This is a genomic window from Streptomyces sp. NPDC001549 (assembly GCF_042894025.1).
Classification (GTDB): Bacteria; Actinomycetota; Actinomycetes; order Streptomycetales; family Streptomycetaceae; genus Streptomyces; species Streptomyces kutzneri.
This window is the reverse complement of sequence record NZ_JBIAVJ010000016.1, coordinates 57,026-71,794: the sequence shown is the minus strand read 5'-3', so window position 1 is coordinate 71,794 and position 14,769 is coordinate 57,026. Positions and strand designations below refer to the sequence as shown.

Sequence of the window (14,769 nt, the reverse complement as noted above, 5' to 3'; positions counted from 1 at the left end):
ACAACTCGTCGGCAAGATATTGCGCTGTCGGCGGCCCTCGTGGTGACATGGTACCGAGAGTTTCTTAGGTATGCCTAAGTACGGTGTCCCGGGTCCAGGAGGCAGCCATGTCGGCACCAGCAGGAGCACATCGCGAACCCCGCCCGTCCACCGTCTCCATGTGGACGCTCCTCGCCGCCGGCGTGGCCGCCACCGCCGTCTCGACACCGCCCGCGCGCGAGCCAGCCACCCGCCCGGGCGCGCCGGTCGACAGCGCACACGAAGAGGCCGCTCCGGAATCCGAAGCGGCCTAGGTTCTGTCGTCGAAGCGGCGTCGGCCCGACGGCACTTCGACGACAGGGCCCAGGGGCGGTGCGAGCGGTGCCCCGTCACCCGGTCGGGTGAAGCGCGGGCGATCCGTCAGGGAACGACGACGACCTTCGACGCGATCGTCGCGAAGGCCCACATCGCGTCGCCGTCGGCGCGGCTCATCCGGATGCCGCCGGTCTTCTTGTTCGGGTCGGGCTCCGGCAGCGCGCCGTCCGTGCGGGCGCTGAATCCGACCGCCACACCCTCCGTGCTGGCGAACCGCACGACGTGCTCGATCGGCACGCCGTCCGAGCCGGTGACCGAACCCGAGCGCGACCCGACCGTGTAGGCGCCCGGCTTCGGGTGCACCGTGCTCGGCATCACCGTGAACGACTTCGGCGGCTGCGCGGGGTCGCCGACCAGCCACACCCGCTTCTGGCCCACCGAGTACACGACGCGCACCCCGGTGCCGGAACCCTCGGGCACTGCCGCCGGCTTCGCCGGGTCCTGCTTGGCGGCCGGGCTCGCGGCGGGGGCCGGTTCGGCCGCGACGGCCTTCGGGGGGCGCGCGGGCGCCGTGGCGGAAGCCTGGTAGCCGAGGAAGCCGACGACGGCCACTGCCGCGGCGGTGAGCCCGGCCACGATTCCCGAGCTGCTGCGTGCCACCTTGCTCCACCTCTCCGCGCCGACCGATACCACGTCCGGTACCCCGTCGAAAGGTAGCAGCCGCCCTGCTCCGCGACCGGCCGCAAGGGGTGCGGCCGCCGGAGTCGTAGGCTGTTCGCGTGCTCTTGCTCGCCGTAGATACCGCCACGCCCGCCGTCACCGTCGCCCTGCACGACGGTGAGTCCGTCGTCGCCGAGTCGAACCAGGTCGACGCCCGCCGCCACGGGGAGCTCCTGCTGCCCTCCGTGGACAAGGTCCTCGCCGAGGCCGGGGTCACGCTCGAAGCCGTCACCGGCGTCGTCGTCGGTGTCGGCCCCGGCCCCTACACCGGGCTGCGCGTCGGCCTCGTCACCGCCTCCACCTTCGCCGCCGTGCTGGGTGTGCCCGTGTACGGCCTGTGCACGCTCGACGGCCTCGCGTACGCCGCCGGGATCGCCGGCATCGAGGGCCCCTTCACCGTCGCCACCGACGCGCGGCGCAAGGAGGTCTACTGGGCCCGGTACGAGGACCCGCGCACGCGCGTCGGCGAGCCCGCCGTGGACCGCCCGGCCGACATCGCCGAGCAGGTCGCGGGCCTGCCCGCGGTCGGCCAGGGCGCTCTCCTGTACCCCGAGGTGTTCCAGGACGCCCGAGGCCCCGAGCACCAGTCGGCCGCCGCGCTGGCCTCGCTGGCCGCGGAACGACTGGCCGCGGGCCTTGAGTTCCTGCCTCCGACCCCGCTCTACCTGCGCCGGCCCGACGCCCAGGTGCCCAAGAACTACAAGGTGGTCACGCCGCAGTGACCCCCCACACGCTGCGCGAGATGCGCTGGTGGGACATCGGGCCCGTACTGGAACTGGAGCACGAGCTGTTCCCCGAGGACGCCTGGTCCGCCGGGATGTTCTGGTCCGAACTCGCCCACGCCCGCGGCCCGCAGGCCACGCGCCGCTACGTCGTCGCCGAGGACGCGGCGGGCCGGCTGGTCGGCTACGCCGGACTGGCCGCCGCCGGCGACCTGGCCGACGTACAGACCATCGCGGCCGCGCGCGACCAGTGGGGGACCGGGCTCGGCGCGCGGCTCCTGACCGACCTGCTGCGCGCCGCCACCGCGTTCGAGTGCGCCGAGGTGCTGCTGGAGGTACGGGTGGACAACACCCGCGCCCAGAAGCTCTACGAGCGCTTCGGCTTCGAGCCCATCGGCTTCCGGCGCGGCTACTACCAGCCCGGCAACGTCGACGCGCTCGTGATGCGACTGACCGACCCCGCACAAGCACGAACTGAGAGCAGTGAGAGCAATGGCTGACGAACCGCTCGTCCTCGGCATCGAGACCTCCTGCGACGAGACCGGCGTCGGCGTCGTCCGCGGCACCACCCTGCTCGCGGACGCGATCGCGTCGAGCGTCGACGAGCACGCCCGCTTCGGCGGCGTCGTGCCCGAGGTGGCCTCGCGGGCCCACCTGGAGGCGATGGTGCCCACCATCGAGCGCGCCCTGAAGGAGGCCGGGGTCAGCGCCCGCGACCTCGACGGCATCGCCGTCACCGCGGGACCCGGCCTCGCCGGCGCGCTGCTCGTGGGCGTCTCGGCGGCCAAGGCGTACGCGTACGCGCTCGGCAAGCCGCTGTACGGCGTGAACCACCTGGCCTCCCACATCTGCGTGGACCAGCTGGAGCACGGGCCGCTGCCGGAGCCGACGATGGCGCTGCTGGTGTCCGGCGGGCACTCCTCGCTGCTGCTGGCCCCGGACATCACCTCGGACGTACGGCCGCTCGGCGCGACCATCGACGACGCGGCGGGCGAGGCCTTCGACAAGATCGCGCGCGTGCTCCAGCTGGGCTTCCCCGGGGGCCCGGTCATCGACCGGCTCGCACGCGAGGGCGACCCGAAGGCGATCAACTTCCCGCGCGGGCTGACGGGACCGCGCGACGCCGCGTACGACTTCTCCTTCTCCGGGCTCAAGACGGCCGTCGCCCGCTGGATCGAGGCGAAGCGGAACGCGGGCGAGGACGTACCGGTGCGCGATGTGGCGGCGTCCTTCCAGGAGGCCGTGGTGGACGTGCTGACGCGCAAGGCGATCCGGGCGTGCAAGGACGAGGGCGTCGACCACCTGATGATCGGCGGCGGCGTCGCGGCCAATTCCCGGCTGCGCTCGCTGGCGCAGGAGCGGTGCGACGCCGCGGGGATCGTGCTGCGCGTGCCGCGGCCGAAGCTCTGCACGGACAACGGCGCGATGGTCGCGGCGCTGGGCGCGGAGATGGTCAAGCGGAACCGGCCCGCATCGGACTGGGACCTGTCGGCGGACTCCTCGCTGCCGGTGACGGACCCGCACGTGCCGGGTACCGCGCACACGCACACGCACACGGACACGCATGGGCACTCGCACTCGCACGACCACGTGCACGAACTGAGCAAGGACAACCTGTACTCGTGAGCACCGTCGCGCTGATGTGGGAGGCCCGGGCCGCCGACGGCCGGGGCAACGAGCTGCTGGAGTGGGCCCGCGCCCAGGTCCTCGCCCGGGAGCCGGTGCGCCGCGAGGTGTTCCGCGCCCCGCAGGACCGGGTCCTCGTGATCACCTGGTGGGAGGCTGCCGAAGGCGTGGCGGCCGACCTCCCCGAGCTGCCCGAACCCGCGGCCGACCTGATCACGCGGGCGGTGCACCGCTGGCGGTTCGAGTCGGTGGGGGTCGACGGGGGCTGACCGGGCCGGGCGGGCTCCCCGCCGGAGCCGGAGCCGCCGCAGTTCGACCCGCGCCGCCGGTACCTCACCGCCCGGCGGCCCGCTGCCGGACCCGCGCAGCCCGACCCGCGCAGCCCGACCCGTGCCGCCGGCACCGGCACGTCACCGGCCGGGCGTCGCCGCAGGCGGTACGGCAGGGGCGCCGATGAGCATCGAGGGAGCTCCCGCCACCCGGGTCAGGAAGACGGTCGCGGAGTTCGGACCCTGCGGCTTGACCTTCCTGCGCAGCTCCTCGGGCTCGATCGCCGAGCCGCGCTTCTTCACGGTCAGGATCCCCACCCCGCGCTCGCGCAGCAGCGCCTTCAGCTTCTTCAGGCCGAAGGGCAGCACGTCGGTGATCTCGTACGCCGTCGCGTACGGCGTCGCGCGCAGCTCGTCGGCGGTGATGTAGGCGATGGTCGGGTCGATCAGCCGGCCGTCCAGCTGCCCGGCGACCTCGGCGACGAGGTGGGCGCGGATGACGGCCCCGTCGGGCTCGTAGAGCCAGCGGCCGACGGGCCCGGCCGCCGGATCGGGCAGCGGATCGGCCGTGTGCAGCCGGCGCGGTCCGGGGAGCAGGGTGGCGCGCACGGTTCCCGGCGCGGTCCCGAACCAGAGCACGGCCTCCTTGACGTCCCCCTGGTCGGAGATCCACTCGGCCTCGGCCTCCGCGGGCACGGCCTCGTGCGGGATCCCGGGGGCGATCTTGATGGCGGCGTACTTCGCCGCACGGGCCGTCTCCACCGCCCACGACAGCGGCGGCGAGTACGACTCCGGGTCGAAGATCCGGCCGCGCCCCCCGCGCCGGGCCGGGTCGATGAAGACGGCGTCGTAGCCGGCGGTGTCCACCTCCGTCACATCCGCCTCCCGGACCTCGATCAGGTCCGCCAGCCCCAGCGCCTCGGCGTTGGCCCGCGCGACGGCGACCGTGAGCGGGTCGTGGTCCACCGCGAGCACCCGGATGCCGAGCCTGGCCAGGGCCAGGGCGTCGCCGCCGATGCCGCAGCACAGGTCCGCCAGGCTGCGTACGCCGAGGGCGGCGAGGCGCTCGGCCCGGTACGAGGCCACGGACGCGCGGGTGGCCATCTCACCGCCGCCGGGCGTGAAGTACATCCGGAAGGCGTCCTCGGCGCCGAACTTCGCCACCGCGCGCTGCCGCAGCCGGGCCTGCCCGAGCGCGGCGGAGACCAGGGCGGCGGGGTGCTCGCGGCGCAGCCGGGTGGCGACGGCCAGCTCCTGGGCGGGGTCGTAGTCGCGGAGCGAGTCCAGGAGGGCGCGGCCCTCGGGGGTGAGGAGGGCGGCGAAGTCTTCGGGGGTCACGGGTCCATTGTCGGCGACGGGCCGGACGCGGGGCGGCGCGGGCGGGCGTCCCCGGACCGGGCGGTGTGGGCCAGTCGAAGGAAGGTGGGACCGCGTTCGCGGTGTCTTCCGGGGGGTCCGTGTGTCGGGTGCCAGGATGCGCTGCTATGCAGCTAGTACGACAAAAGGGAAATAAGTCGCAACAAGGTCACCGGTACGCGGCAGGTCCGCGCGGCCGGTTCGGGGTGGCCGTCGCAGCCCTGCTCGTCGCCGCCCTCGGGACGGCGTGCGGCTCCGGGGACTCCGGTCCGGACAAGACCGCGAAGGCGAAGGCCGCGGAGGCGGGCGCCGCGGGCGCGCTCAGCGCCGCCGAGAAGGCCAAGGCGGCCCAGCAGGCACGCGTCGTCGCGGCGAAGAAGTGGGGCCTGCGCAAGACCCCGCTCGCCGCCCCGCCGGCGCCGAAGGAGAAGCCCGAGATCACCACGCGCGAGGGCTTCGAGGTCGAGGACCAGGAGGAGTACCCGAACGTCTTCACCACGGTCCCGACCGAGGACAAGGTCGTCTTCCTGACGATCGACGACGGCTCGGAGAAGGACCCCGAGTTCCTGAAGATGATGCAGGAGCTCAAGATCCCGTACACGGCCTTCCTCAGCGACTACGTCGTACGGGACAACTACCCGTACTTCAAGCAGATGCAGGCCGCGGGCGTCACCCTGAACAACCACACGCTCAACCACCGCTACATGCCGGGCCTGTCGTACGAGCAGCAGCGCGAGGAGATCTGCGGCCAGCAGGACACGATCCAGAAGCAGTTCGGCAAGCGGCCGACCCTCTTCCGCCCGCCGTACGGCAACTACAACCAGGACACGCTGCGCGCGGCGAAGTCCTGCGGCATCAAGGCGGTCCCGCTGTGGAACGCGGAGGCGTTCACCAACCGGATGGACTACCGGGAATGGGACCGCGACCTGCACCCCGGTGACATCATCCTCACTCACTTCCGGGGCAAGGAGGACTGGAAGGGCGCGATGCCTGACATGATCCGTCATGTCATGAAGACCGTCACGGACAAGGGGTACGCCGTGGCTCGCCTGGAGGACTATCTGTGAAGCACGCGCGCCGGTTGGTAGCCGGAACGCTGGCGGCCGGCGCGCTCGCGCTGTCCCTGACGGGGTGCGGGGACAGCGCGGCCCCCACCGAACGACTGGCCGGCAAGACGGCGCAGCCGACACCGGAGGCCGGCAGCGCCACGCCGCCGACGGCGTCCCCGGCACCGGTGCCGGGGGGCGCCTCCGACGAGGCGTACAAGAAGTGGGGCCTGACGGCCCCCCTCCAGTACGCGCCCAAGCCCGCCCAGAAGCCGCAGATCCCGAAGCCGGGCGCGGGCAAGGTCCCGGTGATAGACCGAATACCCGTCCCGGCGGACGACAAGGTCGTCTTCCTGACCTTCGACGACGGCGCGGAGAAGGACCCCGAATTCCTGAAGATGGCGGCCGACCTCAAGCTGCCGATCAGCATGTTCCTCACGGACAGCGTGGCTTCGTCGGACTACGGGCACTTCGAGGAGATCCGCGACAACGGCTCGGCGAGCACGATAAACAACCACACGCTGACGCACCCGAATCTGCGGACCCTCTCCTTCGAGGCGCAGAAGAAGGAGATATGCGGCCAGCAGGAACGCCTGGAGAAGCGCTTCGGCAAGCGCCCGCCGCTCTTCCGCCCGCCCTTCGGCAACTACAACGACGACACCCTCCGGGCGGCCTCGGAGTGCGGAGTCTCGTCCCTGGTGCTGTGGCGGGTCTCGATGCAGATCAACAACTTCCAGTACGCCGAGGGCTCCGCCCTCAAGCCGGGCGACATCGTCCTCGCCCACTTCCGCGGCCCGGGTGAGCTCAAGGGCACGACGGAAACCCAGATGACGACGCGCATGCTCCAGCGCATCCAGGAACAGGGCTACCGCATAGGCCGCCTGGAGGACTACCTGTAGGGCGGGCGGCGGCCGGGACCTGTGGCGGGAGCCGCTCTGGCGGCATCAGGGACGCGTATGGGGGTTTCCCGTCAGTCTCATCGTCTCTCCGGTTCGGGCCGGCCCCTCAAGGGCGCTCCGCTCCCTTCGGTCGCGTCGCGTCGCTTCGCGATGTCGCTGCGCTCCACCCTTGACCGACCGTCCCGCCCCGGACATACGAAGACTGCCGGGAAACCCCCAAAGGAACGGGCCGGTCCATGCTTTCAGGAACGGGGCGGCCAGAGACGCGCTGCCCGGTCGGGCGTGGAGGCACGTTCCCGGGACGGGGCCCATCCGGACTGGTAGCCGGGTCGGGCGGAGCGCGTCCGATCGCTACGCGCTCCTCACGTCTCAGCGTCTGCAGCCCGTCCTGGGCCACCGGCAGGACCTAGGCGGAGGCGACGACCTTGCCGGCCGTGACCTGCGGAGGGTTGGGCAGGAACTGGGCCAGGTTGTCGCGGACGAAGTCCGCAGCCCTCTCGACCGACTCGTCGGCGCCCGCACGGTCACGGAACACGCTGGTGGACACCATCACCCCGCCTCCGGCATCGACCCAGAAGTACGCCACGAATCCGGGGACCTGGCGCATGATCGGCACGAACCCCTCGTCGACGATGCGTCCGGCCTCGGCCGGGTCGGTCACGCCTGCATAGCGCCGGACTGCTGCGTACATGGTCGATCTCCTCAAGGATGCTCGTCGTCGTTGCGAAGAGGCGTACCCGGACCGGCCGCACTCGGCTCGCGCGGCGCCCGGCAATCACCGGAAGAGACCTCGCCCGGCCCTGCGAACGGGCGCCATCCCAGCATCGGATGAGCGCCCGTTAGGGTGCGGCCATGGACGCCGACGTACTCGACCGCAGGACCGGCATGCACGACGAGTGCGTGCCACCGGAACTCGTCGACCGTCTCCTCGTTCTGGGGCACGCCGACGTGGTGCGCGAGCAGGCCCTGGCGGAGGACGGCGACTGGTTCTGCGCCCGCGCCTGGGGGCGTCTGCTGGCCGGCCGGGGCGCGCTGGACGAAGCCCTTGACGTACTGGCCCCCTACGTCGGCACCGGCTGGTGGACGGCGGCCGCGGAGGCCGCGCGGCTGCTGGACGCCGGGGGCCGGGGCGAGGAGGCCATCACCCTCGTCCGCCCCTTCGCCTCGGAGGGGGAGCGGTCGGCTCTGTACGACCTGGCTCTGCTGCTGGCGCGGCACGGACAGGGCGAAGAGGCGTACGAACTGCTCGTGCCGCACGTCACCGACTGGCTCATCGCCGAGGCCCTGGTCGAAGTCGGCGCCGGGCTGGGACACGGCGAGGAGGTCGCTGCGCTGCTGGAGGCCCGCCTGGCCCCCGGGAACTCGTGCCCCCGGTGCGGCAGTCCGGAATGCGGTCAGCCGTACAGGGAGCCCTTCAACGCGGTGAACCTGCTGGCGTCCGTGCGCGAGAAGCAGGGGCGTACGGACGAAGCGATCGCGGTGCTGCACGCGTACGGCCCCACCGTCGTCAACAACCGGGACCCGCTGGCCGAGCTGCTGGTCCGCCACGACCGGATCGACGAGCTGCGCGCCTACGCGGGCACGCCGGAAGCCGTCCGGCAGCTCGCGGAGCTGCTGGAGGAGCGCGGCGACGTGGCCGGTGCGGTCGACGCGTACCGGAAACACGTGGACGAGGACCGCTGGAACACGTCGATCCTGCTCGCGGAACTCCTGGCCCGGCACGGGCGGGGCGCCGAGGCCATCGAGATCGTGCGCGCACTGGACAGTGCCGACGACTGGATCGTGGACCAGCTGTGCAAGCTGTTCGCCGCCGAGGGTCGCGCGGAGGAGGGCCTCGCCCACCTCGATGCGCTCAAGGCCCGGCGGGGCAGGGAGGAGTGGGAGCTGTCCCGGCTGCGCGGGCCCCTCATGGCCGCGTGCGGCCGACTCGGCGAAGTGGTGGCGCAGGCCCTCGCACACCCTGAGGGCCCAAGCCCGTACGCGATGGAGGACCTGGCCCACCTGCTGATCGACGCCGGACGCCCGGAAGAGGCCGTCGCCCTGCTGGACACGGACCGCCTGGACCACCGCCGGACCCTCGGCCCGCTCCTGGTGGCACTGGGCCGTGTCGAGGAGGCGGTGACGCTCCTGAGGACCCCCCGCCCCCAGACCCCGCCACCCGAGCCGATGGAATACAGCGACTGTCCGCCCTTCTAGGCGTCGAAGTCGTACTCCAGCACGTACGAAGCGGAGTCCAGCGTCATCTCGTTGACCTCGACGACCCGCCCACCCTCGGCGAATGCGGTACGCACGATCTGGACGACAGGTGTGCCCATGGAGAGCGACAGCCGCTCGGCCTCACCGGCCGAGGGCATCCGGGAGCGGATCTCCTCCCGGAAATGAACGGGCGCATGCCCCAGCTCGGCCAGCCGCGCGTACGTCCCGCCGGGACCGGTGTCGGCCTGGGTGACGGCAGAGTCCCCGACGATGTCCGACGGCAGGTACGACAACGCAAACAGCACGGGCTTTCCATCGAGCACGAAGCGACGGCTGCGGGCCCACACCTGAGCCCCTGCCGGAACGCCCAGCGCCTCAGAGACGCGGTCGTCCGCCTCTTCTTCACGTACGTCGATCTGGTCGACGACCAGCTCTCGATCCTCGGAATCGGCGGACCAGACGGACCGCCCGGAGCCCCACTGCTCCTGCGCCAGCCGCTGGATACCGCGCCGCCGCAGAGGCTTGAACGCTCGGACGAAGACGCCGGCACTTTCGCTGTCCTGGCTGGTCATGAAACTGATCACCCCTTCCGCGTTCCACCACCCTAGGCCGTAGGCAGGTGCCCATCAGCGAGATGGAAGACGTCTCCGCCGTGAGGGTGGCGGCCACAGGAAGGCTCAGAGGTGCAGTCGGGTCTGCAACCCGGGGCGGGTCGCAGTCGCTGTGATCGAGGAGCGCGTAGCGATGTGGTGCGCTCCCAGACCCGGGCCCCGGTCTGGATGGACCCCGTCTCCTGGTCCTGGCCCACCCCGCCCACCGACCTCCGCCCCGCCCCTACACCCGCACCGCCGGCGTGATCGTCGTTTCCGCCGGGCCGTGGGTGTCCGCCTCGCGTTGGCGTTCCGCGCTGTCGCTGATGCGCAGGAGCAGCGCGATCATGATCCAGTTGGCCAGGAGGGACGAGCCGCCCTTGGCCAGGAAGGGCAGGGCCTTGCCCGTCAGGGGGATCAGGCCCGTCACGCCGCCCGCGACCACGAAGACCTGCAGGGCCAGCGCCGCCGCCAGGCCCACCGCGAGCAGCTTGCCGAAGGGGTCGCGCGCGCCGAGTGCCATCCGCAGCCCCCGCTGCACGAGGAGCGCGTAGAGGATCAGTACGGCCATGACCCCGGCGAGGCCCAGCTCCTCGGCCACCGTGGTCAGGATGAAGTCGCTGCGCCCGGCGAACGCGATCAGCTCGGGGTGGCCCATGCCGAGGCCCGTGCCGGAGACGCCGCCCGTGCCGAAGCTGAACAGTGCCTGCGCCGACTGGTCCGAGGTGATTCCGGCCGGCGGGTTCTCCCAGTAGAACGACAGCGGGTTGAGCCACGCGGCCACGCGTGCCTTGACGTGCGGCTCCGTCGAACCGACCACGAAGGCGCCCGCCGAGGCCATGACCAGGCCGCAGACGATCCAGCTGGTGCGTTCGGTGGCGACGTACAGCATCACCACGAACACCCCGAAGAAGATCAGTGAGGTGCCGAGGTCGCGTTCGAAGACCAGGACCAGCATCGAGACGATCCACACCGTGACGATCGGGCCGAGTTGGCGCATCGGGGGCAGCCGCATGCCCAGGAACCTGCGGCCCGTCAGGGCCAGCGAGTCCCGGTGGATGACCAGGTAGCCGGCGAAGAAGATCGCGATCATGATCTTCACGAACTCGCCGGGCTGTAGCGAGAAGCCGAAGAGTTTGATCCAGCGCTTCGCGCCGTAGGTGTCCGCGCCGAAGAACGCGGGCGCGATCAGCAGCACCAGCGCGACGGCCATCGTGATGTAGATGAAGCGTTGCAGCAGCCGGTGGTCGCGCAGCAGCGCCAGCACCAGCAGGCAGGCGGCGACCCCGACCACCGTCCACATCAGCTGGCCGGGGGCGTTCGCGTCCGAGTTGAACCGCTCGATGTAGCCCTGGTCGAGGCGGTGCAGCAGCACCAGTCCGAGGCCGGTCAGCAGCATGGCGAGCGGGAAGATCAGCGGGTCGGCGTAGGCCGCGAAACGGCGTATGCCCAGATGCCCCACCAGGGACAGCAGGGTCATGCTGATGGTGAAGTCGACGAATTTGGGCGGCAGCTCGCCGTTCATGGCGAGGCCTGCGGCGGCGTGGCCGAAGACGGCGATGGCGATGACGAAGACCAGGAGCAGCGCCTCGGTGCGGCGGCGGGCGACCGCCGACGTCAGGGGTTTCAGCCCACGCACGGGATGCCGCCACCGTCCTCGGGGGCGGACGGGGAGGGCGGTGGGGGTGCCGCCTCGGGTGAGGACGTGGCGCCCGCTGCGCCGGGGTCAGCGGAATCTTTGGGTCCGATCTGCTCGGCAATGAGGCGCTTTATCTTCATATCATCTACGACGTTGACGCCGTCCCCATGGTTCCTTTGGCCCCTGCCGGCTGCCCTGCCCGCTGCTCTGCGGGCGGCTTGGCGGTGTGCGGCTCGGGCCGTATTCCGGGCGGAGCCCGGCGTGGATCCGGACCCGCCGTGCACTGCCGAGCCGCCCGCAGGGCACCCCGCAGGGGCACGTCACGCGGACGGGAGGGGGCCCCACGAGTTGGGGTCGACGTCAGGCTGCGGAGGGCGGTTCCGCTGGCGTCTGCGGCGGTCGAGGGCGTCGCGGGTGGCCGCGGTCAGCGCCCAGGCGGGGAACGCGAAGGCGGTCAGTCCCACGCCTATCGGCCCGAGCGAGGTGCCGAGGTCCGTCTGCACGGCATGGTCGGCCGACGGCCCGCTGACACGGGCGGCCACCGGCGCCTTCGGCCGGTCGTCGAACATGCCGTCGATCCCGATCCCCGAGAGGGCGAACGATCCGTCGGAGGCGGTGAAGTCCCCCGCGCACGACATCCTCCGGTCCCCTTCGGCGTCGAAGTCGCCCCACGTGCAGATCTCCGCGCTGAACGTGCCTTCCACCCCCGTCAGCTGGGTGATCAGCCGCGGTACGGCCGCGTAGTACATGAAGATCCCGGCGGCGATGCCGACCGAGATCGGGACGGCATGGATCCATCGCACGCCGGAGTTCGTCCTGGTCATACCGGGGACAGTAGTGAGGTCGAACGGACGTGCGTGCGGTTTTTCGGCCCGCGGTCGCCGACGGCCGCGGGCGCCGCCACCGCCGCCACCGCTCCGCGTGAACGTCGCCTTCCGGCCGACGAGAACGCGAAGATCCTGATCGTCAGGCCCGCGGCCATCGGGACGGTGTCGCGCCGGCGCCGCTCTGCGTTTGTCCTGGCCAGGCGGTGGAGAGGGGTGGTCCCCGACGCCTGTGCGGCCCGGTGGGCGACGTTCCGGTTCCCCTTCGCGCAACGCCCGGCGGTCGGGAATTGGCACTCCGCTTGACCGAGTGCTAATCGCCGGAATAGTCTCGCACCTGGCACTCGCCCCTGGTGAGTGCCAACACAGCGACAGGCAGATCCGGCACCCGCGACGACGGATCGACCTGGTCGCCACCTCAGACAGTTAACCCCGGATCTCCGAAGGGGGAGGTCGGATCGTGACGACCACCAGCTCCAAGGTTGCCATCAAGCCGCTTGAGGACCGCATTGTGGTCCAGCCGCTGGACGCCGAGCAGACCACGGCTTCCGGCCTGGTCATCCCGGACACCGCGAAGGAGAAGCCCCAGGAGGGCGTCGTCCTCGCGGTGGGCCCGGGCCGCTTCGAGGACGGCCAGCGTCTCCCGCTGGACGTCACCGTCGGCGACATCGTGCTCTACAGCAAGTACGGCGGCACCGAAGTGAAGTACAGCGGCGAGGAGTACCTCGTCCTCTCGGCTCGCGACGTGCTCGCGATCGTCGAGAAGTAATTCTCTTCATCAGTACTGCTTTGAGCTGCGCCCCTGGTCACCCCGCTGATTGCCGGGCGGCGAGGGGCGCAGCTCGTTAAACCCGAGTTTTCGAGAGGGCTGAACCGCTCCCATGGCGAAGATCCTGAAGTTCGACGAGGACGCCCGTCGCGCCCTCGAGCGCGGCGTCAACAAGCTTGCCGACACGGTCAAGGTGACGATCGGCCCCAAGGGCCGCAACGTCGTCATCGACAAGAAGTTCGGCGCCCCCACCATCACCAACGACGGTGTCACCATCGCTCGCGAGGTCGAGCTGGACGACCCGTACGAGAACCTGGGCGCGCAGCTCGTGAAGGAGGTGGCGACCAAGACCAACGACATCGCGGGTGACGGCACCACCACCGCCACCGTGCTGGCCCAGGCGCTGGTCCGCGAGGGTCTGCGCAACGTCGCCGCGGGTGCTTCCCCGGCCGCCCTGAAGAAGGGCATCGACGCCGCGGTCAAGGCCGTGTCCGAGGAGCTCCTCGCGACCGCCCGCCCGATCGAGGACAAGTCCGACATCGCCGCCGTGGCCGCGCTCTCCGCGCAGGACCAGCAGGTCGGCGAGCTCATCGCCGAGGCGATGGACAAGGTCGGCAAGGACGGTGTCATCACCGTCGAGGAGTCCAACACCTTCGGCCTGGAGCTGGAGTTCACCGAGGGCATGGCCTTCGACAAGGGCTACCTCTCGCCGTACATGGTCTCCGACCAGGAGCGTATGGAGGCCGTCCTCGACGACCCGTACATCCTGATCAACCAGGGCAAGATCTCCTCGATCCAGGACCTCCTGCCGCTGCTGGAGAAGGTCATCCAGGCCGGCGCCTCGAAGCCGCTGCTGATCATCGCCGAGGACGTCGAGGGCGAGGCGCTCTCCACCCTCGTCGTCAACAAGATCCGCGGCACCTTCAACGCGGTGGCCGTCAAGGCTCCCGGCTTCGGTGACCGCCGCAAGGCGATGCTCCAGGACATGGCCACCCTCACCGGTGCCACCGTCATCGCCGAGGAGGTCGGCCTCAAGCTCGACCAGGCCGGTCTGGACGTACTGGGCTCGGCCCGCCGCGTGACCATCTCCAAGGACGACACCACCATCGTCGATGGTGGCGGCAGCCACGAAGAGGTCCTCGGCCGCGTCAACCAGATCAAGGCCGAGATCGAGTCCACCGACTCGGACTGGGACCGCGAGAAGCTGCAGGAGCGCCTGGCGAAGCTCGCCGGCGGCGTCTGCGTCATCAAGGTCGGCGCCGCCACCGAGGTGGAGCTCAAGGAGAAGAAGCACCGTCTCGAGGACGCCATCTCGGCGACCCGCGCCGCGGTCGAGGAGGGCATCGTCTCCGGCGGTGGCTCCGCGCTCGTCCACGCCGTGAAGGTCCTCGAAGGCAACCTCGGCCTGTCGGGCGACGAGGCCACCGGTGTCGCGGTCGTGCGCCGCGCCGCCGTCGAGCCGCTGCGCTGGATCGCCGAGAACGCCGGCCTCGAGGGTTACGTCATCACCTCGAAGGTCGCCGAGCTCGACAAGGGCCAGGGCTTCAACGCCGCCACCGGCGAGTACGGCGACCTGGTCAAGGCCGGCGTCATCGACCCGGTGAAGGTCACCCGTTCCGCGCTGGAGAACGCCGCCTCCATCGCCTCCCTGCTGCTCACGACCGAGACCCTGGTCGTCGAGAAGCCGGCGGACGACGAGGGCGACGCCGGTCACGGCCACGGTCACGGCCACAGCCACTGATCGCGCGCACCACGCCGCGAAGGCCCCGTTCCGCAGCTGCGGAACGGGGCCTTCCCGTTGTCTTCCCCGTGGTTCGGC

The 14,769-nt window shown here is 71.2% G+C and carries 15 protein-coding genes and 1 pseudogene; 10 read left to right on the top strand and 6 right to left on the bottom strand.

All coding sequences use genetic code 11. From position 1 onward, the window contains the following. The first annotated feature begins 107 nt into the window (after nt 1–107). Nucleotides 108–293 carry a hypothetical protein gene (locus ACFY04_RS24825; protein WP_389119703.1) on the top strand — a complete coding sequence of 62 codons (186 nt, stop codon included), beginning with the start codon at nt 108–110 and terminating at the stop codon, nt 291–293. A gap of 106 nt (nt 294–399) precedes the next feature. On the opposite strand, the gene ACFY04_RS24820 is transcribed toward ACFY04_RS24825, so the two are convergent. After that, nucleotides 400–954, bottom strand: a complete 555-nt coding sequence (locus ACFY04_RS24820) for a hypothetical protein (protein WP_389119700.1) — start codon at nt 952–954, stop codon at nt 400–402. Between the two features lie 119 nt (nt 955–1,073). On the opposite strand from ACFY04_RS24820, the gene tsaB reads away from it, so the two are divergent. Genes tsaB through ACFY04_RS24800 form a run of 4 tightly spaced genes read left to right on the top strand, consistent with a single transcriptional unit; the run spans nt 1,074 to nt 3,631 of the window. Further along, on the top strand, nt 1,074–1,736 hold the full coding sequence (tsaB, locus tag ACFY04_RS24815; RefSeq protein ID WP_389119699.1) for a tRNA (adenosine(37)-N6)-threonylcarbamoyltransferase complex dimerization subunit type 1 TsaB: 663 nt from the start codon (nt 1,074–1,076) through the stop codon (nt 1,734–1,736). 20 nt (nt 1,737–1,756) lie between these two features. Continuing rightward, a complete protein-coding gene (rimI, locus tag ACFY04_RS24810; RefSeq protein ID WP_202203724.1) occupies nt 1,757–2,236 on the top strand; it encodes a ribosomal protein S18-alanine N-acetyltransferase in 480 nt (159 codons plus the stop codon). Further along, nucleotides 2,229–3,362: a tRNA (adenosine(37)-N6)-threonylcarbamoyltransferase complex transferase subunit TsaD gene (tsaD, locus tag ACFY04_RS24805; RefSeq protein ID WP_389119697.1), complete on the top strand. Its 1,134-nt coding sequence runs from the start codon at nt 2,229–2,231 to the stop codon at nt 3,360–3,362. The genes rimI and tsaD overlap by 8 nt, the downstream gene beginning before the upstream one ends. Further along, the gene (locus tag ACFY04_RS24800; protein ID WP_389119695.1) at nt 3,359–3,631 is read left to right on the top strand and encodes a hypothetical protein; all 273 of its coding nucleotides are present in this window, start codon (nt 3,359–3,361) and stop codon (nt 3,629–3,631) included. Before tsaD ends, ACFY04_RS24800 begins: the two co-directional genes overlap by 4 nt. Before the next feature lie 141 nt (nt 3,632–3,772). On the opposite strand, the gene ACFY04_RS24795 is transcribed toward ACFY04_RS24800, so the two are convergent. Continuing rightward, complete coding sequence (locus ACFY04_RS24795; RefSeq protein ID WP_389119694.1) at nt 3,773–4,969, bottom strand: methyltransferase domain-containing protein; 1,197 nt, start codon at nt 4,967–4,969, stop codon at nt 3,773–3,775. A 224-nt stretch (nt 4,970–5,193) separates the two neighbouring features. Here ACFY04_RS24795 and ACFY04_RS24790 point away from each other — a divergent pair, with 224 nt between their 5' ends. Beyond that, entirely contained in the window at nt 5,194–6,054 is an 861-nt protein-coding gene (locus ACFY04_RS24790) for a polysaccharide deacetylase family protein (protein ID WP_389119691.1), read from the top strand. Next, nucleotides 6,051–6,932 (top strand): polysaccharide deacetylase family protein, encoded by an 882-nt coding sequence (locus ACFY04_RS24785; protein WP_389119689.1) that lies wholly within the window; start codon nt 6,051–6,053, stop codon nt 6,930–6,932. The genes ACFY04_RS24790 and ACFY04_RS24785 overlap by 4 nt, the downstream gene beginning before the upstream one ends. 406 nt (nt 6,933–7,338) lie before the next feature. Here the strand turns inward: ACFY04_RS24785 and ACFY04_RS24780 are convergent, their stop codons facing one another. Further along, nucleotides 7,339–7,623: a hypothetical protein gene (locus tag ACFY04_RS24780; RefSeq protein ID WP_389119686.1), complete on the bottom strand. Its 285-nt coding sequence runs from the start codon at nt 7,621–7,623 to the stop codon at nt 7,339–7,341. Nucleotides 7,624–7,784: 161 nt separating this feature from the next. Between ACFY04_RS24780 and ACFY04_RS24775 the strand changes: the two genes are divergently transcribed. Next, on the top strand, nt 7,785–9,128 hold the full coding sequence (locus ACFY04_RS24775) for a hypothetical protein (RefSeq protein WP_389119683.1): 1,344 nt from the start codon (nt 7,785–7,787) through the stop codon (nt 9,126–9,128). Here ACFY04_RS24775 and ACFY04_RS24770 read toward each other — a convergent pair. From ACFY04_RS24770 to ACFY04_RS24760, 3 genes and pseudogenes are all read right to left on the bottom strand, one after another. Next, nucleotides 9,125–9,736: pseudogene (locus ACFY04_RS24770) on the bottom strand (UTRA domain-containing protein); the annotation flags it as partial. The gene ACFY04_RS24775 and the pseudogene ACFY04_RS24770 sit on opposite strands and share 4 nt — an antisense overlap. A 226-nt stretch (nt 9,737–9,962) precedes the next feature. Next, nucleotides 9,963–11,357: an FtsW/RodA/SpoVE family cell cycle protein gene (locus ACFY04_RS24765; RefSeq protein ID WP_389119680.1), complete on the bottom strand. Its 1,395-nt coding sequence runs from the start codon at nt 11,355–11,357 to the stop codon at nt 9,963–9,965. Between the two features lie 320 nt (nt 11,358–11,677). Then, nucleotides 11,678–12,181: a hypothetical protein gene (locus ACFY04_RS24760; protein ID WP_389119678.1), complete on the bottom strand. Its 504-nt coding sequence runs from the start codon at nt 12,179–12,181 to the stop codon at nt 11,678–11,680. Between the two features lie 460 nt (nt 12,182–12,641). Here ACFY04_RS24760 and groES point away from each other — a divergent pair, with 460 nt between their 5' ends. Both groES and groL read left to right on the top strand, forming a co-directional pair. Then, the gene (gene groES, locus ACFY04_RS24755) at nt 12,642–12,950 is read left to right on the top strand and encodes a co-chaperone GroES (protein WP_030389102.1); all 309 of its coding nucleotides are present in this window, start codon (nt 12,642–12,644) and stop codon (nt 12,948–12,950) included. Nucleotides 12,951–13,062: 112 nt separating this feature from the next. Beyond that, the gene (groL, locus tag ACFY04_RS24750) at nt 13,063–14,691 is read left to right on the top strand and encodes a chaperonin GroEL (protein WP_327264020.1); all 1,629 of its coding nucleotides are present in this window, start codon (nt 13,063–13,065) and stop codon (nt 14,689–14,691) included. Nucleotides 14,692–14,769 lie beyond the last annotated feature (78 nt).